General features: G+C 53.8%; 16 protein-coding genes, 1 pseudogene and 1 other annotated feature. Of the genes and pseudogenes, 6 read left to right on the top strand and 11 right to left on the bottom strand.

The genetic code is table 11. The features are described from left to right. The 4 genes and pseudogenes from ACFPOF_RS21060 to ACFPOF_RS21075 form a co-directional block, all read left to right on the top strand. Positions 1–560 (top strand): annotated as a pseudogene (locus tag ACFPOF_RS21060) (hypothetical protein); the annotation flags it as partial. Positions 561–909: 349 nt separating this feature from the next. Further along, a complete protein-coding gene (locus ACFPOF_RS21065) occupies positions 910–1734 on the top strand; it encodes an ABC transporter ATP-binding protein (protein WP_378136308.1) in 825 nt (274 codons plus the stop codon). After that, positions 1731–2534 (top strand): ABC transporter permease, encoded by an 804-nt coding sequence (locus ACFPOF_RS21070; RefSeq protein WP_378136310.1) that lies wholly within the window; start codon positions 1731–1733, stop codon positions 2532–2534. The genes ACFPOF_RS21065 and ACFPOF_RS21070 overlap by 4 nt, the downstream gene beginning before the upstream one ends. 7 nt (positions 2535–2541) lie before the next feature. Further along, complete coding sequence (locus ACFPOF_RS21075; protein WP_378136312.1) at positions 2542–3324, top strand: ABC transporter permease; 783 nt, start codon at positions 2542–2544, stop codon at positions 3322–3324. A gap of 4 nt (positions 3325–3328) precedes the next feature. Here ACFPOF_RS21075 and ACFPOF_RS21080 read toward each other — a convergent pair whose 3' ends face one another. From ACFPOF_RS21080 to hemE, 6 genes are all read right to left on the bottom strand, one after another. Then, on the bottom strand, positions 3329–5545 hold the full coding sequence (locus tag ACFPOF_RS21080) for an ATP-dependent helicase (protein ID WP_378136314.1): 2217 nt from the start codon (positions 5543–5545) through the stop codon (positions 3329–3331). Positions 5546–5572: 27 nt separating this feature from the next. Next, positions 5573–6100 (bottom strand): molybdopterin-guanine dinucleotide biosynthesis protein B, encoded by a 528-nt coding sequence (gene mobB, locus ACFPOF_RS21085; RefSeq protein ID WP_378136316.1) that lies wholly within the window; start codon positions 6098–6100, stop codon positions 5573–5575. Between the two features lie 48 nt (positions 6101–6148). Continuing rightward, a complete protein-coding gene (locus ACFPOF_RS21090) occupies positions 6149–8044 on the bottom strand; it encodes an NTP transferase domain-containing protein (RefSeq protein ID WP_378136318.1) in 1896 nt (631 codons plus the stop codon). A 90-nt stretch (positions 8045–8134) separates the two neighbouring features. Further along, positions 8135–9592, bottom strand: a complete 1458-nt coding sequence (gene hemG / locus ACFPOF_RS21095; RefSeq protein ID WP_378136320.1) for a protoporphyrinogen oxidase — start codon at positions 9590–9592, stop codon at positions 8135–8137. Then, a complete protein-coding gene (gene hemH, locus ACFPOF_RS21100) occupies positions 9589–10560 on the bottom strand; it encodes a ferrochelatase (RefSeq protein WP_378136322.1) in 972 nt (323 codons plus the stop codon). The genes hemG and hemH overlap by 4 nt, the downstream gene beginning before the upstream one ends. Further along, the gene (gene hemE / locus ACFPOF_RS21105; protein ID WP_378136324.1) at positions 10557–11612 is read right to left on the bottom strand and encodes a uroporphyrinogen decarboxylase; all 1056 of its coding nucleotides are present in this window, start codon (positions 11610–11612) and stop codon (positions 10557–10559) included. Before hemE ends, hemH begins: the two co-directional genes overlap by 4 nt. 174 nt (positions 11613–11786) lie before the next feature. Between hemE and ACFPOF_RS21110 the strand changes: the two genes are divergently transcribed. Beyond that, entirely contained in the window at positions 11787–13010 is a 1224-nt protein-coding gene (locus tag ACFPOF_RS21110; RefSeq protein ID WP_378136326.1) for an MFS transporter, read from the top strand. A 314-nt stretch (positions 13011–13324) separates the two neighbouring features. Here the strand turns inward: ACFPOF_RS21110 and tyrS are convergent, their stop codons facing one another. Continuing rightward, a complete protein-coding gene (tyrS, locus tag ACFPOF_RS21115; protein ID WP_378136328.1) occupies positions 13325–14608 on the bottom strand; it encodes a tyrosine--tRNA ligase in 1284 nt (427 codons plus the stop codon). Between the two features lie 70 nt (positions 14609–14678). Beyond that, positions 14679–14906: a binding site (T-box leader), on the bottom strand. Between the two features lie 372 nt (positions 14907–15278). Here tyrS and serS point away from each other — a divergent pair. Beyond that, positions 15279–16568, top strand: coding sequence for a serine--tRNA ligase (serS, locus tag ACFPOF_RS21120; RefSeq protein ID WP_378136330.1), 1290 nt, complete (start codon positions 15279–15281; stop codon positions 16566–16568). Positions 16569–16645: 77 nt separating this feature from the next. Here serS and ACFPOF_RS21125 read toward each other — a convergent pair whose 3' ends face one another. From ACFPOF_RS21125 to ACFPOF_RS21140, 4 genes are read right to left on the bottom strand one after another with little or no spacing between them, the layout of a single operon-like run. Then, positions 16646–17602, bottom strand: coding sequence for an ABC transporter ATP-binding protein (locus ACFPOF_RS21125; protein WP_378136332.1), 957 nt, complete (start codon positions 17600–17602; stop codon positions 16646–16648). After that, on the bottom strand, positions 17595–18626 hold the full coding sequence (locus tag ACFPOF_RS21130; protein ID WP_378136334.1) for an ABC transporter ATP-binding protein: 1032 nt from the start codon (positions 18624–18626) through the stop codon (positions 17595–17597). Before ACFPOF_RS21130 ends, ACFPOF_RS21125 begins: the two co-directional genes overlap by 8 nt. Positions 18627–18639: 13 nt before the next feature. Then, positions 18640–19554, bottom strand: coding sequence for an ABC transporter permease (locus tag ACFPOF_RS21135; RefSeq protein WP_378136336.1), 915 nt, complete (start codon positions 19552–19554; stop codon positions 18640–18642). Positions 19555–19557: 3 nt separating this feature from the next. Next, entirely contained in the window at positions 19558–20487 is a 930-nt protein-coding gene (locus ACFPOF_RS21140; RefSeq protein WP_378136338.1) for an ABC transporter permease, read from the bottom strand. Between the last annotated feature and the right edge of the window lie 32 nt (positions 20488–20519).

Here is a 20519-nt window from a genome sequence, read left to right on the forward strand (position 1 = left end):
CGGCGTCGGATGCCAAAGAGCTGCTCACTGGCAACGTGCGAATCAATTGGGGCGTGTACGGCCATCCGCATAACCCGACTGTCTTTCGCCATCCGCAAGAACAACCGCTTCTTGTGGGCGGCAGCCTTCAAGAAAATGAACAGTTCGCTCACTTAAAAATCAAGCAAGTGCCTGAGCAGCACTTGCACCATGATCGTATTGTTCCGCACGCAGGTTATTGGTTTAAGCAACGTTATGTCGCCCCCTCTGTCACCGATCTTACGATCGTCGTTCAGAAGTTCAGCATCCATCGCAACCGTACGCTGATTCGGCTCGCGAATCAAGCTGCGACTTGGATCAATCGTACCTTTAACGGCATTGGACCCAAACATTTGCAAGCATACTTGGATCAATATTGCTTTGGCTATAACTGCAAACAAGCTGGAGCTTCCGCTTTCGTGAAGCTGCTAACGACCTGCGCTATAACAAAGACGATCACTTACCCGCTGTTAACCCAGCGTGCCGATCATTCACTCAACAACAAGCTCACATATGAACGATTACTCCGGGAAGCTGGTTAATGGTTTCTTTAGTTCACTTAGTTTGGTTACCACTTTCTTTTTTGCACCCTTGAACCTTTGAGTCCTTGAGCCTCCCTCTACCACTGAGTCCCGAATCGTCCCTGAGCTAAGGGGATAATGGCCATAGTGAATCTGGAGAAGCTGTTAAACTGCCTCCACCCTGAGTGAGGGGGATAATGGCTGGAGCTGAAAAGAAACTAGGAGTTCTCAACTAAGCTCTCTAATTTTCTTCGCACAACAACACAAAATTCGCAAACGACAAAAATTCGCAAATGGCATTGACAACGCTTACGGTGAATGCTAATCTCATCTTCCTTTCGCTTTTTACTACATACAGGAGGACAAAGCATTGATTACGTTAAGCGGCATAAGCAAAAGCTTCAAAGTCGCGCAAAGAACGTCAGGAGTGAAAAGCGCATTCAGGGCACTTTTTCGGAGGGACTATACAGAGGTTGCGGCGTTAAACGAAATTTCGTTCGACATTCAGCCGGGGGAAATCGTCGGTTACATCGGGCCGAACGGAGCAGGGAAATCAACAACGATCAAAGTCATGAGCGGGATTCTCGTTCCAGATCGGGGAACTTGCTCGATAATGGGCTATACGCCATGGCTCGATCGCGTGAAGTATGTTAAAAACATCGGGGTTGTATTCGGCCAGCGATCGCAGTTATGGTGGGACGTCCCGGTCATTGATTCGTTTGACTTGCTGAGAGACATTTACGACGTACCCAATGACGAGTATAGGAACAATTTACGCCTCCTTACCGAGACACTCGATCTAGAAGGCATTATCCGAACGCCGGTCAGGCAACTGAGTCTCGGCCAGCGTATGAGATGTGAAATCGCTGCATCGCTTCTGCACAGCCCCAGCATTCTTTTCCTCGACGAGCCGACAATCGGACTCGACGCCGTCTCCAAAATCGCCGTAAGGCAATTCATCTCACGTATCAACAAGGAAAAAGGCGTAACGATCATTCTAACGACCCACGATATGCAAGATATTGAGGCGCTAGCAAGCCGAATTTTGCTGATCGGCAAAGGTACCCTCCTATACGACGGAGACATCGCGACACTAAAAGAAAAATACGCATATGACACGACTTCAGACAACGAAACGCCGCCCTCCATCGAAAAAATCATTGTCCGGATGTATAAGGAGTATGAAATCACATGAGGGCGTATTTATCGATTTTTAGACTGCGGTTTTCGATGGGAATGCAATACCGAACCGCCGCGTTAGCTGGCATCGCGACGCAATTTTTTTGGGGCTTCATTATTCTCATGGTGTTCGTCGCCTTCTATAACCAATCAAATGTCGAACTGCCGATCTCCCTTGAACAGCTTTCCGATTATGTATGGTTGCAACAAGCTTTCCTCGCGTTCCTCGTGCTCTGGTTTCGCGACAATGAGCTGTTCCAACTCATCACGGGAGGCAATATCGCCTACGAGCTTTGTCGTCCAAGCGGACTGTACGGCTTCTGGTACGCCAAACTGCTTGCTCAGCGGTTGTCCGGGGGTCTTCTCCGTTTCTTCCCCATTCTGTTCGTCGCCGCGTTATTGCCTGAGCCCTACGCGCTTCACTTGCCGGCAACGCCGATCGCCGCATTCCTGTTTCTGCTCGCGCTTGCGATGGGGCTGCTCATTCTTATCTCGATCTCTATGCTCATCTACATTTCCACTTTCGTGACGATGTCCCCTGCGGGGTCGTTGCTGCTGTTCGCGGTACTGGGCGAGTTTTTTGCCGGAATGGTCGTCCCGATTCCGCTTATGCCCGATTGGATGAGAACAGTTGTATATAGCCTTCCTTTCCGCTTCGTGTCCGACTTCCCGCTACGAGTCTACTCGGGACACATTCCAGTCACAGATGCACTTCGGCTTGTCCCTGTGCAGTTCATATGGCTGGTCGGACTCGTAGTGATCGGCAAATATACGATGGCTAAGGCGCTGCGCAAAGTCGTCGTACAAGGAGGTTAATGACGCAATGAGATTGTTCAGTAAATACTTGCTAATCTTGTTCAAAGCTCAGATGCAATATCGCGCTTCTTTCTGGCTGCTTAGCTTCGGTCAATTTTTCATCCCATTCTCGGTATTCGCCGGCTTGTATTTTATGTTTCAAAGATTCGGGCAAATTGAAGGCTGGCAATTCCACGAAGTGGCGCTTTGTTTCGGGGTCATTCATATGGCGTTCTCGATCAGCGAATGTTTCGGACGGGGATTCGACATGTTCTCTTCCCTCGTCGCAAGCGGAGACTTCGACCGGCTGCTCGTCCGGCCTCGAAGTACGGCTCTGCAAGTGCTCGGATCCAAGTTCGAGTTTACGCGCGTCGGGCGGCTGCTGCAAAGCCTGATCGTTCTGGGCTGGGCGATCTCAGGCCTCGATGTTACGTGGACATTGCCGAAGATCATTACATTAATTCTCATGATCGTAAGCGGCGTGTTTATTTTTACGGGCATTTTTATCCTCGTCGCTACCATGTGCTTCTGGACGATTCAGGGCTTAGAGATCGCCAATATCTTCACCGATGGCGGAAGGGAAATGGCGCAATACCCGTTAAACATTTATCAGAAATGGGTTGTACGTTTCTTTACTTACGTGATTCCGTTCGGCTGCGCCAACTATTTGCCACTGCTTTATGTGCTCGGCAAGACAGACGGAAACCCCGTTCCTTATATACTTTCGCCGCTGGTAGGGTTAGCTTTCATCGTGCCTTGCCTTCTCGTATGGCGAGTTGGCGTGCGGCACTATCGCTCGACAGGGTCTTAATCACCTATTCGAGCAGTCCTTTCTCCACACAAATGTTCGCGGAGAGCCTCTTAACCCTCTCGCCGAATTTGATCTCAACACTGTCACCGTCCAGGCGGACGATTGTCCCTGTTCCGAACACGCGATGACTGACTTCGCGCCCTTCCGTTAACCCGGACAGTTCACGGATCGCCTTCGGATTTGTCGGCACAGAGGCTTCCACTCCCTTCGAGTTTCTCGCTGACTGCAGCGCAGCATCTCTCGCCGTGACCTCTGTGGGAGGATGCTGAATACGGTGGACATCGCTAACAAACGGCGATGGTGATACAGCATCCCCATCTTTCTTTCGGTAATAAAGCAGTTCCAGTCGACGCTTCGCCCGGGTTATGCCAACATAGAACAGTCTGGCCGCTTCTTCCATCTCGTCCGGCCGTCCCTGCTTCTCTTTCATACGGTCATCCGCAGAAGGAATAATGCCGTCGATTAGATCGATCATATATACGTGTTCGAACTCAAGCCCTTTGGCGCTATGAAAAGTAGACAGCGTAATGGCGTTACCCGCCTTATTGTACTTTGACTGCTTCATGCCCTGCTCCAGTTCTTTCAACCGGGCCGCAAAAGCTTCCATCGTATGATGAGGCTCCGCAATCTCTTCCAATGTGCTCAGAATACCGGATAGATATTCTTTGCGGAATCCCATTCGTTCACACATTTTGTCCAGGGTCTTATCATAACCAAGCTTGTCGCGAATTGTTCGAATCGCGTTCAGCGGCGACGCCCCTCTCATTCCGGCAAACGTCGCAGCAGCCGCCTCTAGTTGCTTGATTTGATAATCTTGCAACGTTACTCCGCGGATCATCGCCTCGAATACGGTTTCGTCTCCATCCATGCCAAGCGCTAGCAATTCCGCCATCTGCTTCTTTGTAATATAGCAATTCAACTTCATATGGATACGCTCGAGAAGGTCGGGTCTTTTGTCGTTAAACGTCATTCGCATGAAGTTCAATACGTCCTCAACAATCCAATGCGAGAAAAAACGATTATCTCCGTCTTTCATGTAGTAAGGAATGTCCGCAAGTTCTAGCGCATTCATGAGCATAATGGACGACACATTATTCCGGTAAAGCACAGCGACATCGCCCCATTGAGATGGATCGATGTCCGCAATTTTCTCAACCACGTACTTCGCCTGTACCCGATAATCCGGCAACTCGGTAATCAAGATCGGTTCGTCAGCAGCATTAACCGTAAACATATTTTTCTCATATCTGGTTTTGTTGCGCTTGATGAATCGGTTCGCCGCATCGACGATATTAGGCGTCGAACGATAATTTTGTTCCATTTTGAGCACGGACGCGTTCGGGTACTTCGTCTGAAACTCCAGCAAATACCGCGGTTCCGCTGCGCGCCAGCCATAAATACTCTGATCGTCGTCTGCTACGACGACCAGATTGCCGTGGGACGCAACTAGCTTCGTCACGATCTCGTGTTGCACAAATGACGTATCCTGGCTTTCGTCCGTCATGACGTAGTCGTAGCGATTCTGATACCTTGTAAGTAACTCAACATCTGTCGCCAACGCCTCGTTCGCGATCGTCAACATATCGTCGTAGTCGACAAGCAGTTCCGACGAACCGTTTCTCTTGAAGCTCTCGTACTCTTTGAAAATTATCTCCGCCTTCGGAACATCACATTTCGCTTCCGATAGACGGCTATCCGAAAGCAGCTTGTTTTTAATCAAACTAATATAGCGCATTAATTCTTCCATCTGATCGTCAGTCGGATATTCGCGATTCACTTCGCGGAAAATATCGCGCAATATGGCCGACTTGCCGGGCTTATCCGCACTTTGTTCGCTTGGGCTATCAATCATCCGATAACGCGTCCCGTGTCTATGCAGATGTTCTCTAAGCACTTCAAACGCAAAGCTATGGATCGTTGAGAAATCGGGAGAGCGACCTGCAAGTTCGGGAAAAAACCGCGCGTACCTTTCCTTCATGTCTTGTGCGGAAGCACGGCTGAAGGTAATGGCCTTGATGCGAGACGGCTGCACCCCTTTCTCTTCGATCAAGTAGCCGATGCGCATGATTAGCGTCGTCGTTTTACCTGAACCCGGGGAAGCGAGTAGCAGCAACGGACCTTTGTCATGCATAGCCGCTTGCTGCTGCACTTCGTTCAAGCCGACGCCCGTAAACTGCCTCTTATATTCGAAATATGGCGTCATGTGCTGGTGATTGGACATTGCGTATTAATTCCTCTTTCAGCAGGCCTATTTGGCCTTGCGATTAGACCTCACTCTGTCAAGCCAGAAAGCCGTGATCGGACCGAATGACGCCGTGTCCGGCACATGGAACCGGGCGATGCCTCGACTTTCGGCGGCCGCATCGATTGATGAAATCGGAGTACGCGTCGCGACAGTGATTGTATTGGGCAAGTCGATTAATGCGGTGTCTGTCTCGCTGCGGATGAGCGCGATTTTCGGATACGGGGCGTTTTTGAATCCTTCGACGATCAGTATGTCCACCCCGCGTCTTGCCATTGTCTCGACAATTTCTTCCGTTGTTACCTTTCGCTCCTCTACCCACGCCGCTCGGTTCGGTGTAACAAAAGCTGTTATCGCCGCTCCAGCTTCACGATGTAGTCTGGTATCCGTTCCTTCAGGCTCAGGATCGTGATCGTGAGGGCTGTTTTTTAGCGTACCAATGTTGTAGCCCGCTTGAGTAAATGCATTCACGAGTTCGCGGACAAGCGTCGTTTTGCCCGAATCTTTATATCCTACGACTTGAATGATTTCCACGAGGAAACCTCCTCCCGTTCATACGACTGCGGAAAATTTGCCGCCGAGCTACAGCTTCAACGCGGTGACAAGATGCCCTTTCGCCAAGCCTTCTTTTAACGGCGGAATTTCGATCAGACAGTCGGCGCCTACAATCGTCGTCATCAGGCTCGATTTGTCATCGCCCGTCGGGGTTACCCATATCGTACCATCCTTAAATTCCGTCGATGCGCGAATGTAACGCCGATAGGCGTTAACCTTTGGAAAATCCGCTCCAAGATACGCCTGGAATTTCTCCCCGTAGACGTCGGATGACTGACCAAGCATCACCCGCAACACCGGTGCAGCAAACAAATGAAAACCGACGAAACAAGCTCCTGGATTGCCTGAAAGCGCGATAAGCGGCTTCCCGGACACGATAGCCGCTGTCGTCGGGCTGCCGGGGCGCATGGCGACTTTGTTGAACAACAGCTCTATGTCCGGCGTTGCTAGCACATCCACAATGACGTCGTAATCACCAACCGATACGCCTCCCGATGTCAACAGCAAATCGCATTCATGCAGACCTTTGTCGATCAAGGCGCGCGCGGCCACCGCTTCATCCGGCACTTGCCCGAGCATGATCGGCTCTGCACCCGACTCGCGGACCAACACGGCCAACATTGGCGCGTTGCTGTTGCGAATTTTGGCTGGTGCCAGCGGATCGGATACGTCGAGAAGCTCGCTCCCGGTCGACAATATGCCAACCTTTGGTCGACGTCTTACGTAAACTTCGGCGCACCCGAACGAGGCGAGAAGAGCGGACTCTCCCGCGCCAATCATCCGACCGGCTTGTAACACTTCAGCTCCTTGCACAATTTCGCTGCCTATTTCAGCGACGTTCGTGCCTTTCGCGACGCTTCTGCCGATCGTGACGACAGGGAGATCGTTTGTTTCGGACACCTCTGTCATTTCCAGCATCACGACGGTATTCGCCCCATCGGGGATCATCCCCCCGGTCATGACTCTGGAGGCTTGACCGGTTCCGATGTTTTGCGTAGGCGCTGTCCCCCCGGGAAGCGATTCTACGACCTCCAGACCAACACGCTTTTCTGGCGTCGCGTGAATCAAATCTTCGGCTCTGACCGCATAGCCGTCCATTGCAGATCGACGAAACGGAGGAAACGGATGCGGCGCGATCAAACTTTGTGCGAGCGTTCTCCCCCAAGCCTCGGTTAATGAAACCTTTTCTTCAGGGAGCGTCGATGCGCACGCAATAAGGCGTCGCTGCGCCTCATCCGGCTGCAGTGCGCTCCTTCGGAATCGTTCAGGCGAGTGAGGCGTAAAGGATGACGTCAACCGCTGCTCCTCCTTCGGCGTTGTTTGACGCAAAAATGCCGCCGCTCGCTCATATTGCTCCGGTGTATCGATATCTGACGTGAAACCGACCGGGATGCCACTGTTAGCAAAGCGCTCTTCCGCCACTTGCACCCAGGTAATGTCGGATAATAAATCGTTTAAGCGACGAACGCCGCTCGCAAGCAAATCCCCGGTTCGAACAGCGACTTCTTGCCGATACACCGCATGAAGAGGCTGATCTCTGCCGTCAATAACCGACAGTGCCGCCTCCACCCCTTCCGATAACAAACATCGAAGCAACAGTTCCGCCGCCTCGGCGCTCGGATAAGGCTGATCGCAAGCAAACACCCAGACGTATCGACGCGTCGTCGCCGATAAACCCGCATGAAGGCCCGCCAACGGTCCTTCACCCCGGTAGACGTCGGGAACGACTCGGACACCAAGCTCTTGGAGCAGCGGAAAAGGATCATTCGTAACCACAATGACTTCGTCCGACCATTTAGCCGCTTCACGCACTTGCCGTTCCAGCAACCTCTCGCCGCCAAGCCGAAGCAATGCTTTGTTGACACCGCCCATGCGCCTGCCCTGTCCGCCGGCCAAAATAACGGCCGATCTATCGCTTCTCAATCTCGCCGCCTCCTTGTCTGTCGCGATTTCAAACAAAATACCCGCGAACCGCTGTTGTCAAACATACGATTGGCGGGTATTGATTCTATTCTACTGTTCTAGCAATGCCTCAGCTGCTTGCTTGCCTTGCGCGACGCAATCGGGCAATCCAACGCCGTTAAATGCGGCGCCGGTCGCCAGAATGCCGGGCAGCCGTTCGGCCAAGCCGGCGCGGAAGGCGGCAAGCGCCTCGCCATGGCCGACAGGGTACTGCGGCATCGATTGTCTAAGCCGCGTAATCTCAACGAATGCGGGTTCGGCTGTCAAACCCATAAGCTCGCGCAAATCATTTTGGACAGCTGCAGCGATCGCCTCATCGTTCAGTTCCACACCCGCTTCGTCGCCCGATCGTCCGACGTAGCAGCGAACGAGCCGCTTGCCGTCTGGCGCCGTGTGCAGCCATTTCGATGATGTCCACGTGCTGGCCGTAATCGTCCTGCCTTCTTGCCGAGGCACGAGAAATCCGGAGCCATTCAAATCGTGGTCGAAACGATCAGCATCGTATGCCATGACCACGTTCGCGACGGATACATAGCGAATGTTGCGCAAAGCCGCCACGTCGGCATGCGGAGAGAGCAAGTCTGCCGTCGCGGAAGCCGGAAGCGTCATAATCGCGTCGTCGACGTCTACCGCCGTCCCATCCGCCAATCTGAGCCGATAACGGCCAGCGCCGTCGCTCGAGCTCAGTTCCAGCGCTTCGACTTGCGCGCCAAGCCGGATGACGACGCCGGCTTGGCGCAACGCTGCCTCCAACGCTTCGATCACGCTCGATAAACCGTTCCGGAACGTCATAAACACCGAAGCAGGCAACCGGTCGTCCTTCATTTCCGCCGCTTTGGCTTTCGCAGACTCCGTCGCAACGCGCTGCGCTTCTCTCGTGCCCGCGATCAAGCTGCCATGTTCTTTCACCATGCTGCGGAATTGCGGAAATGTCGCCCGAAGCCCAAGACTGTACAAGTCGCCGGCATGAATGCCGGCAAGGAGAGGTTCGAATATCCGCTCGACCATCTCCCGGCCCATGCGACGTTCTAAAAATTCGCCGACGGGCTCGTCTTCCGGCAAATCGCCCTCTGGCAATTCCGCTTCCGCAAACGCGCGAAGTTTGCCTGCCTCGCTCACAAGCTCAGTGCGCATAAACTTCTCGCGGTCGGTCGGTACGCCTAAAGTCATCCCTTCCGGCATCGGCAGAAGTTGTCCGTCCAGAGTAATATACGTGTTCTTTGCAGCAGGGTTCGTGCCGACGAGCTCGCCTTCGAGTCCGAGCTCGAACGCCAGATCGATCATCGGCTGCTTGCGGGCCAGAAACGAATCCGGTCCCCGCTCGATGACGAAGCCATCCTTACGCAGCGTGTTCACTAGCCCTCCGAGCCGATCCGAACCTTCCAGCACCGTAACTTCGAGCTTCTCTCCGCTTGCCGCCGCCAGCTTCGTCAAATAATAAGCGGCGCTAAGGCCGGTTATACCCCCGCCCAGCACCGCTACCCGGCGAACTGACCCGAGCGCCGTCATACGTCTGCTCCCTCGTTCGCCACCGCTTTGACGACCGTATCCGCCATCGCCAGCATATATTGCGCATCATCGTTCAGCATACGGATACGCTCCAGACGGATGCCTCTCTCTTCCGCGAACTTGCGCGCTTCGATATCGATGTCGTACAACACTTCGAGATGGTCGGACACAAACCCGACCGGCGTAACAAGCACGCGCTTCACGCCTTCGGAAGCGAGCTTCTCCAACGTCTCGAGAATATCCGGTCCAAGCCACGGCTGGCCGGTCTGTCCCGCGCTCTGCCACGTGAATTGCCAATTTTGCACGCCTGCGGCAGCAGCAACCGCAGCCGAAGTCGCAAGCAATTGGTCCTGATACGGATCTTTCATTTCCAGCACCTTGGCCGGCAGGCTGTGCGCGCTGAACAAAACAAGCATATTCGCGCCTGCCCCGTCCTCGAACCGGGACAATCCTTCCTGTACGCGCTTGCTCAAAGCGTCAATCAACTCGGGGTGCAAATGATACTCTTTAACCGCGACGAATGAGATGCCCCGCTTGTCCGCTTCCTCTTGCGCGCGTTTCATATATCCGCCGACGCTCATGGCGGAATATTGCGGCGTAAGCACTATGCCGACCACTTCTTTAATGCCGTCCGCAGCCATCGCCGCCACGCCATCCTCGATATAAGGAGCGGCATGTTTCAAGCCTTGGTAACACACATATTTGCCTTCGCCCGCGATGCTGTCCAGCGTAAGTTGCAAGGCCTCGACTTGCCGATTCGTATTTTCGCGCAGCGGGAATACGCCGCCAACGATCGTCTTGTAACGATCCGTCAAGTCTTCAAGTTGCTCCGCTGTCGGTGGATTCCCCCTACGAATGTGCGTATAGTAAGCTTCCACGCCTTCGAGACTTTCCGGCGTTCCGTACGACATCACTAACACGCCTGTCGGCTTTTGTGCGCCCGTCGGTTTTTGCGTTGTTCCGCTCATCCCTGCACCCCCGTAGCCATACGATCTGCACTATACTCATGAACATAGTCGGTCAATACTTTTAATTTTTCCAGCGATGCCTCCGGGTACAAACCGTGTCCCAAGTTAAAAATAAATCCAGGTTGCTGCATTCCTTCGTCGAGAATACGACGCGCGTGCTCGTGAATGACCTCTTGCGGAGCGGTCAGCACGTAGGGGTCAAGATTGCCTTGCACCGCAAATTTGCCGCCCGTTCTTCTTCTGCCTTCGGACGGAGAGACACGCCAGTCGAGACCGACGACATTCGCTTGCAATTCAGTCAAATGCGGAAGCAACTCTCCGGAGCTTACGCCAGGGAAATAAATTTTCGGCGCATCAAGATCGCTCAGCTTCGCAAAAATACTCTCGACGTGCGGAAGCACGAACGTTCTGAAATCGTGCGGAGCAAGCGCACCGACCCAACTGTCGAAGAGCTGCACCGCTTTCGCTCCCGCTGCGATATGTGCGCGCAAATAAGAGGCAGCCATATCAGCGAGCTTGCCCATGAGACTATGCCAGATGGCCGGTTCGCTGTACATAAGCGTTTTCGTCCGGATGTATGACTTGGAAGGCCTTCCTTCAATAATATAACTCGCCAGCGTAAACGGCGCTCCGGCGAAAGTGATGAGCGGCACTTTTAGCTCCCTGTCAAGATGACGGATTGTCTCGATGACATGCGACAAATCGCGTTCGACTTCGATCGGAGTCAGCCGCTCGACGTCTTGAGCGCTGCGAACCGGGTTATGAATGACCGGTCCGATGTCTTTCACAATGTCGAAATCGATTCCGATTGACGCGACCGGATTCATAATGTCCGAATACAATATCGCAGCATCCACGCCGAGCTTATGCACCGGCATCATCGTCACTTCAGCGGCGAGCTCGGGCTGTTTGCATATTTCAAGCAAAGAATATTTTTCTTTGATTTTACGGTAATCCGGATCGTACCGACCCGCTTGGCGCATATACCAGACTGGAACACGCTCTGTCGCTTCCCCTCGGCACGCTCGCAGGAACAAATCGTTTTCTATCATTTTTCGCAGCCTCATTTATGTAACGGATTGGCTTTCATTGCTTTCATTATGCCCCTTTTGCGCCGCTCGAACAACCTCGGGAGGCCCTTCTAGTATGACAATAGTTTGACAATACGCTTGGCGGGTATAACATAAAAGGACAACGTCGTATCGCGGGAGGAGCAACGATCAAATATGGAACGTCAACGCTGGAAAACAAACCTTACCATTCTAATGGGCGGCAACTTCCTCGTCATGGCGGGTATGACGATGATCGTGCCTTTCCTCTCTCTCTACTTGAAACAAGACTTCGACTTGACGGACGAGCATGAAGTCGGCGTGTGGGCCGGGTTGATTTTCGCCGCGAATTTCGTGACTTCATTTCTTTTTCAACCGTTGTGGGGCAAACTTTCGGATAAATACGGCCGTAAAATGATGCTGCTACGCTCCGGCTTCGGCATGGCGATCATTACGACGCTAATGGGCTTCGCGACAGAGCCGTGGCACCTGCTCGCGCTCCGGATGCTGAATGGCGTTGTCGCCGGATTCACGCCCGCCGCCGTATCGCTCGTATCGGCGACAACTCCGAAGCAACGGATCGGCTTTGCGATGGGCACGCTGCAGTCGGGCGGCACAGCTGGTGCGATACTCGGACCGTTCTTCGGCGGACTGCTAGCCGATTCGGTCGGGTTTCGTCCGATTTTCTACATCACCGGCGCGTTGTTGTTCCTTGCGTCAGCCATCTCGTGGCTGCTTGTCCGCGAGAATTTCGATCGCTCCGCCGCAGCTTTGAAAAAGCAAGCGGGCCTTATTAAAGGGTTGCGCGATCTGCTCGTCATTCGCCAGCTTCCCGCGCTTCTCTCAGTCACTTTCCTGATCCAGTTCGCGATGCTTAGTCCGATGCCGCTTATGCCACTGTACGTCGAGAAACTGCATGGCACGACGGCCAATTTGGCATTCTACGCCGGCTTCGTCGGCTCGGTCACCGGTTTATCCAACATGGTGTGCGCGCCTCTGCTCGGCAAGTTAAGCGACAAAATCGGCTCATCGCGCATCTTGCTGGTCTCGCTCGCCGGTGCGGGGGTTATGCTGATCCCGCAAGCATTCGTCGGATCGGTCGCCCAGCTGCTCACCTTTCGCTTCCTGCTCGGCTGCTTCATGGGCGGGCTGATCCCGACCGTCAACTCCCTCATTCGCAAACATACGCCAGACGATATGGTCGGTCGATCGTTCGGCTTCAACAGCAGTGCGCTCGCCCTCGGCAACATGCTCGGTCCTGTCGTCGGCGGCGCCTTGTCGGGTTCGATCGGCATCGAAGGACTGTTCATATATTCAGGTATTCTCTTGTTCGCCACATGCGCTTGGGCGACTTGGGCATTGCGGGTGGGACGGTCGTCGGCTGCGGGTTCGAAAACGTAGCTGCTTGGGCACGCGTGATAAACGTTTCTCGCCCTTCTCGCCAATATCCCCGTCGCTCAGGTAACGTCACAGGAATCGAGAGCGAAAGTGTCAGCCTCCCTAGCGCTACCGTTGCATTTTGCAACTCCAGATAGAAGCGGATAGGCCTCGTTGAATCATGATTTTCATCAGCCATCTCCCCTCACATTCCTGAGTGAAAGGGATATTGGCCATAGCGAAAATATGTGCGCTCACATAAAAGAAGCAGGGAGCGTGTTCAAGCGACGCCATAGCGCACCTGAATCCGTTCCCTGCTTTTTGTCTCGCAATAGCGTCTACTCGAACTTCACGAGGAAGTAATTTTTCTTCCCTCTACGCAGCACGACGTATTTGCCATGCAGCCGGTGTTCCGGCGTCAGCACGAGGTCAACCGCCGTCTGGCGCTCGCCGTTCACGTACACGGCGCCGCTTTCGATGTCCTGACGCCCTTGACGTCTGGACGGTGCAGCTTGCGCCGTAATGAGCAAATCGAGCAGCGGCGTCTCCGATTCGCCCGTAACAACCGTCGTCGGCATGTCGCGAAGCGCTTCAACGAGCTCGTCTTCGCTCAGTTGCGTCACATCGCCGGAGAACAGCGCCTGCGTGATTTTCTCGGCGCTGACGAGCGCCTCTTCGCCGTGAACGAGTCGCGTCACGTCTCGGGCGAGCTCGCGCTGCGCTTCTCTTTTCTCCGGACGTTCGGCCAATGCTTGTTCCAGCTCTGCGATGTGCTCGCGACTCAGGAAAGTGAAGTATTTCAGGAACTTGATGACGTCGTTGTCGTCCGTGTTGATCCAGAACTGGTAGAACGCGTACACCGACGTTTTGCTCCGATCTAGCCATACGGCGCCGGACTCGGACTTGCCGAACTTCTTGCCATCGCTCTTCGTCACGAGCGGAACGGTCAAGCCGAACGCTTCTCCTCCGCCCATTTTGCCGATCAGGTCAAGCCCTGCCGTAATGTTGCCCCACTGGTCGCTGCCGCCGATCTGCAAGGAACAGCCGTGATCCGTGTGCAGCTTGTAGAAATCGTAGGACTGCAAAATCATGTAGCTAAACTCCGTGAACGAGATGCCGTTCGCAAGGCGCGAGTCGACGGAGTCTTTGGCCAGCATGTAGTTAACTGTAAAGTTTTTGCCGATGTCGCGCAGGAACGTAATAATATCCATCGGTCCGAGCCACTCGTAGTTGCTGACGAGCTTCGCGCCGCTCTCCTCGCTGAACTCGAGGAAACGCGACAGTTGCCCTTTCAGCGCGTTCGTCCATGCCGCGACAGTGTCGTCGGAGTTGAGCGAGCGTTCCGTTGTCCGACCGCTCGGATCGCCGATTAGCCCCGTGCCGCCGCCGACAAGCGCAATCGGGCGATGGCCCGCACGTTGGAAATGGCGCAAAATCAAAATCGGCAGCAAATGCCCAATATGCAAGCTGTCAGCCGTCGGATCGAAGCCGCAGTACAACTTGACCGCTTCGCTGTCGAGCTTTTTCTGCAACTCTTCGCGATGCGTAACTTGCTGGATCAGACCTCTGTATTCCAATTCTTCTAATACATCTACGTTAATCTTGCCGTTCCCCGTTGTCATAGCAATCGCTCCTTATCGTTAATCCGTATATGACTTCCGCCAGACGCAAAAAAGACCCGATCTGTCCGAAGACAGGGACGAGTCATCGCGGTACCACCCTGGTTGAGCATGCCGTTCGCAAGCTCCACTCTCGCCGGATAACGGTCGGCTTCCGTTTTCCCCTTCCGCGGCGCCGCGGTTTCGGCAGAAAAATGCTCCGGGACGTATTTCGTCCTTCGCGCGCGTACCGGCTTGCATCGACCGCCGGCTTTCTGGAACGCTGACCGCGAAAACTACTGTTTCCCATCATCGCTAACGTATACAGTATCGTTTGAATCACTTTAGCTTATACCCGCCCCTCTTGTCAATCGCCATCTGCATGCGCTATACTACAACAAATCGAATGATCGACAATATGCCTATGAAGAGCATCCAACTCGGAGGCGTTCTCGTCAAGCCGGATCGCGACAACCGCCGCGCCGCCTAAGTTAACCGTCGTCCGCACGTTACAGCGGAGCGAAAGAGGATCGGACGCACGCAAAGCTTCTCCTACGTCAGAATACGTCGGGGATCGAGTTTGCTTCGTTCGGTCAATTTGGGTGGCACCGCGAGTATGAAACGCTCCTCGTCCCATGAAGACGAGGGCGTTTTTTGCGTTTTTATCCGGTTATGCAAAAAGGAGAGCGGCAGCATGTTGGACATCAGATGGATTAGAGAAAACGCCGAGCGCGTGCGCGAAGTGGCAAAATGGAAAAAAATCGAGCTATCCGTGGACGAACTGCTTGATTGCGATGTGACGAAACGCAAAATATCGACCGAAGTTGATCAGCTACGGGCTTCGCGCAACCAGTTGTCGCAGCAGATCGGTCGAAATGTGAGCCGCGGGCAGTTCATGCGCGTCTCAGAGATGAAAGAAGAAGTCGCGGGCATCAATGCGCAGCTTGTCGTGCTGGAGCAGGATCTGGCCGAAGCGGATCGCCGCTACGCCGCGCTAATGAGGCTCGTGCCGAACGACGTCTCGCCGGATACGCCGATCGGACAATCGGACGACGACAATGTTGAAATGAAGCGTGTCGGCGAGCCGCAGCAAGCCGAGTTTCCGCTGCGTGATCACGTCGAACTTGGCCGCCTACATCGCCTGTTCGATATCGCCAGAGGCGTCAAAACGGCCGGAACGCGTAATTACTATTTAACAGGAGACGGCGCGCTGCTTCACCGGGCTGTACAGCAACTCGCGCTCGACCGCCTCGTCGAAGCCGGGTTCGAGCCGCTGGACGTGCCGCTTATGGTCCGGCCGGAAACGCTGGAGCATACCGGCTTCTTCCCGCTCGGAGAAGACCAGGTGTACCGGATCGAGAGCGAGAACAAAGCGCTCATTGGTACGTCGGAAGTTCCGCTCGTGTCATTTTACGCCAACGAAACGATCGACGTCTCTCAGCCGATCAAACTCGCCGCCGCCTCGACCTGTTTCCGTAGCGAAGTCGGTTCGACCGGCCGGGATGTGCAGGGCTTATACCGTGTCCATCAGTTCGCCAAAGTCGAGCAAGTCGTCTTATGCGAAGCGGATGCCGAGCTATCCGACCAGCTGCTTCACGAAATAACCGGTCACGCGGAGGCGCTGCTGCAACTGCTTGAGTTGCCTTACCGCGTCATGGCCGTCTGTACGGGAGACATGTCGCAGAAGACGTATAAGCAATACGACATCGAGACGTGGATGCCGAGCCGCGGCGCCTACGGAGAAACCCATTCGTCGTCGAACTTGCACGACTTTCAGGCAAGGCGTTCGAACATCCGTTACAGGGACGCCGAAGGCCATATGCGGTTCTGCCATACGTTGAATAACACGGCCGTCGCCAGTCCCCGCATCCTCATTCCGCTGCTGGAGAACCATCAAGCCGAGGACGGCAGCATCTACATTCCCGTAGCGCTCCGGCCGTACATGGGCGGCCGCGAGCGGCTGTATCCGAAGACGACGACTTAACCTGCCTTTTGCCGACAATTTAAACAGCCTTCCCGCGATCGCAATCGATCAAGGGAAGGCTGTTTTATTCGCATAAATTAGAGCAAGTGACAAGCCGCGAAGTGGCCCGGCTCGACTTCCTTAAACGGAGGCATCGTCTCCGCGCACTGCGGCATGGCGTGCGGGCAGCGCGTACGGAACGGGCAGCCGCTTGGCGGATTCAGCGGGCTCGGAATTTCGCCTTGCAGAATGATCCGTTGACGCTGCTTCTGTACTTCCGGGTCAGGCACCGGAATCGCAGACAACAACGATTGCGTATACGGATGCAACGGTTTGGCGTTCAACTTGTCGGATGTCGCCACCTCGACGAGCTTGCCCAAGTACATAACGCCGATCCGGTCGGAAATGTGTTTGACCATTGCAAGGTCATGGGCGATGAACAAGTACGTCAAACCGCGATCTTTTTGCAGCTTCTTGAACAGGTTGACAACCTGTGCCTGTACGGATACGTCAAGCGCCGAGATCGGTTCGTCCGCGATAATGAACTGCGGCTCGATCGCGAGCGCGCGAGCGATGCCGATCCGCTGGCGTTGACCGCCCGAGAACTCATGCGGGAAACGTTCCGCGTGCTCTTCCCGCAAGCCGACGTCTCTAAGCAGTTGGTTGACCCGTTCCTTTTTCTCCTTGCCGCTGTACAAACCGTGAATCTCGATGCCTTCGGCAATAATTTTGCCGACGGTCATCCGCGGGTTAAGCGAAGCGTATGGGTCTTGGAACACCATCTGCATGTCGCGGTTGAACTTCATCCGCTTATCGCCCTTCATCTTCTGCACGTCTTCGCCGTTAAACAAAACTTGTCCGCCGGTCGCTTCGTACAATCGGATAATCGTTCTGCCCGTGGTCGACTTGCCGCAACCGGATTCGCCGACCAGACCGAACGTTTCACCGCGCTTGATTGAGAAGTTCAAACCGTCAACGGCTTTCAACACGCGGCCGCCGCTCAGATTAAAATGCTTCTGCAAATTTTTAACTTCGAGAATGTGATTCTCAGCCATGCGCTCCCCTCCCAATGCCGACCGGCAGTTCCACCTGCGGAGCGTCTTTGTGGTTCAACCAGCAAGCCGCAGTATGTCCTTCGCCGACGTCGAAGTGCTCGGGATCGATCTCCTGGCAGACTTTCATCGCATAAGGGCAGCGTGCCGCGAAGGCGCAGCCGACCGGAGGCGCATACAAGTCCGGCGGCGATCCCGGAATGGATACGAGTTCGTTTTCTTTATTGCTATCGAGACGGGGGACAGAACGAAGCAGCCCCCACGTGTACGGATGTTTCGGATCGTAGAAAATATCTTGCAGCGTGCCTCTTTCGACGACTTTGCCAGCGTACATTACGATAACTTTATGCGCCATCTCGGCAACAACTCCGAGATCGTGCGTAATCAGAATAATCGACGTGTCCGTCTTTTTCTGAATGTCGCGCATCAAATCGATAATCTGCGCTTGAATCGTGACATCGAGAGCCGTCGTTGGCTCATCCGCGATAAGCAATTTCGGGTTGCAGGCAAGCGACAGCGCGATCATGACGCGTTGGCGCATACCCCCGGACAGCTCGTGCGGGTATTGGAGCAGACGTTCCTGCGCATTCGACATGCCGACAAGCGTGAGCAGTTCGGCAGCGCGCTGCATCGCTTCCGCTTTCGTTGCTTTCGTATGCTTCAGAATGCCTTCCGTAATTTGCGAACCGATTGTCATCGTCGGATTGAGCGATGTCATTGGATCTTGGAAAATCATTCCGATGTCGTTGCCGCGTACGTTTTCCATTTGCGATTCCGTCAATTTGACGATCTCGGTCTGGCCATCGAACAATATCGATGAGCCTTTCTTGATCACGCTGGGCGGGGACGGAATCAGCCTCATGATCGACTGGGCCGTAACCGACTTGCCGCAGCCGGACTCGCCGACGATCGCGAGCACTTCCCCTTTATTTACCGTAAAGGAGACGCCGCGGACCGCTTGCACTTCGCCGGCAAACATCTTGAACGATACGCGCAAATTGTTCACTTCGAGTATCGGTTTTCCCATTCGGCTCTCCTCCTTATTTTCTCATTTTCGGATCAAGCGCATCGCGCAATCCGTCGCCGACGACGTTAAAGCTGAGAAGAATCAAACTGAAAACGATCGTCGGATAAATCAGCATAAACGAGTAGTTCCGCATCGCTTTCGCGCCGTCGTTAATCAGGCTGCCGAGCGAGGCCATTGGCGGACGGATGCCGACGCCGATAAAGCTGAGGAACGATTCGAAGAAAATCGCTGTCGGGACGATAAACGTGATCTGCACGATGACGAGGCCGATAACGTTCGGAATCAAGTGCTGCATAATAATTCTCCACGGCTTGGCGCCGAGCGTACGAGCCGCAAGCACGAATTCCTGCTCCTTAACGAGCAGCAATTGTCCCCGCACGAGACGCGCCATCCCGACCCAACCGGTCAACGCGTAAGCGATAATAATCGACTTGATGCCAGGCCCCATAAATACGATCAGAATAATCGCCAGGAGGAGCAGCGGAACCGAATAAATAATTTCGATAATCCGTTGCATCACCGTATCGACTTTGCCTCCGAAGTAAGCGGATATGCCGCCGTACAACACGCCGATCACAAGATCAAGCGTAGCCGCGACGAGACCGATAAACAATGAAATTCGCGTACCGAGCCATACGCGCGTCCATTGGTCGCGTCCGAAGTCGTCCGTACCGAACAGATGCGCCCAGGACGGTTTCTTGTTTACGGCTTCCAAATTAATTTCATAAATGGTGTGTTTGCTAATCATCGGCGCAATGATCGCAAGCAACGCGATCACGATAAGGACGAACAAACCGCCCATTGCCATTTTATTAGTTCTCAAACGCCGCCAAGCGTCCTGCCAATACGTAAGGGAAGGACGAACGATGGCGTCCGCGTTTGTCGTTTTCTGAGCCGGTTGAAACATGTCTTTCGAAATCGATTCCATCGTTTACCTCCTCCCCGACATGCGAATTCGTGGATCGATGATGCCGTAAGCAATATCGGTTAGGAACATGACGACAATGAGGATTGCCGCATAGAAGATCGTTAAACCCGTAATCATCGTGTAATCGAGCGTCGTAATCGAACTCACGAACTGATAGCCGAGCCCCGGAATAACGAATACGCTCTCGACGATCAGCGTACCGGTAATGACGTTAACCGCGATCGGTCCGAGAATCGTTACAACAGGTAATATCGCATTACGGAGCATGTGTCCGATAACGATTTTGCTTGTTGGTAAACCTTTGGATTTCGCCGTTTTAATATAGTCGAGGCTGGACACTTCCAGCATAGAAGCGCGCATCATCCTCGCCAAAATTGCAATCGTGCCGAAAGCAAGAGCGATCGCCGGCAAAATGCGGTTTTCGGGTCCTTCCCACAAACCTGGAGGAAGAATCCCCCATCTATTCCCTACGTACAAAGACAAAAGCGGCGCAACAACGAAAGAAGGTACGGATATGCCTATCAAAGCGATGAACATGGCGGAATAATCCTGCCATTTGTTATGTCTCAGCGCAGCAATGATACCAAGCGTAATTCCGAAAATAACAGCGATAATTAACGACTCGATACCGAGCTCAAGGGAGGCCGGGAACGATTGTTTAATTACGCTGACGACAGTCCGCGTAGGGAATTGGTACGATACGCCAAGATCTCCTACTGCGACATTGCCTAAATATTTCAAATATTGTTGCCATTCCGGCTTATCTAACCCATACTGCGCCTTCAAGATCGCCAGATTCTCGGGGGGCATTTTCGCGGCCGCCTCGCCAAAAGGATTTCCGGGCAGCAATTTCATGAGAAAGAACGTAGCCGTGATAATGACCCAAAGCGTAATGATCATGTAGATAAAACGGCGCAGCACGTACTTCAGCACGGAGGATCCTCCTTTCAAATGAATGAATAATT

Source organism: Cohnella soli, from assembly GCF_042655525.1.
Taxonomy (GTDB): Bacteria; Bacillota; Bacilli; order Paenibacillales; family Paenibacillaceae; genus Cohnella; species Cohnella soli.

Bases quoted from the DNA above. Each gene is read 5' to 3' on its own strand.
- serS (WP_378136330.1), top strand. From the start codon at position 15,279: ATGTTGGACATCAGATGGATTAGAGAAAACGCCGAGCGCGTGCGCGAA.
- hemE (WP_378136324.1), bottom strand. From the start codon at position 11,612: ATGATAGAAAACGATTTGTTCCTGCGAGCGTGCCGAGGGGAAGCGACA.
- ACFPOF_RS21070 (WP_378136310.1), top strand. From the start codon at position 1,731: ATGAGGGCGTATTTATCGATTTTTAGACTGCGGTTTTCGATGGGAATG.
- hemG (WP_378136320.1), bottom strand. From the start codon at position 9,592: ATGACGGCGCTCGGGTCAGTTCGCCGGGTAGCGGTGCTGGGCGGGGGT.
- ACFPOF_RS21080 (WP_378136314.1), bottom strand. From the start codon at position 5,545: ATGTCCAATCACCAGCACATGACGCCATATTTCGAATATAAGAGGCAG.
- ACFPOF_RS21075 (WP_378136312.1), top strand. From the start codon at position 2,542: ATGAGATTGTTCAGTAAATACTTGCTAATCTTGTTCAAAGCTCAGATG.
- tyrS (WP_378136328.1), bottom strand. From the start codon at position 14,608: ATGACAACGGGGAACGGCAAGATTAACGTAGATGTATTAGAAGAATTG.
- ACFPOF_RS21110 (WP_378136326.1), top strand. From the start codon at position 11,787: ATGGAACGTCAACGCTGGAAAACAAACCTTACCATTCTAATGGGCGGC.
- ACFPOF_RS21125 (WP_378136332.1), bottom strand. From the start codon at position 17,602: ATGGCTGAGAATCACATTCTCGAAGTTAAAAATTTGCAGAAGCATTTT.
- ACFPOF_RS21135 (WP_378136336.1), bottom strand. From the start codon at position 19,554: ATGGAATCGATTTCGAAAGACATGTTTCAACCGGCTCAGAAAACGACA.
- hemH (WP_378136322.1), bottom strand. From the start codon at position 10,560: ATGAGCGGAACAACGCAAAAACCGACGGGCGCACAAAAGCCGACAGGC.
- ACFPOF_RS21130 (WP_378136334.1), bottom strand. From the start codon at position 18,626: ATGGGAAAACCGATACTCGAAGTGAACAATTTGCGCGTATCGTTCAAG.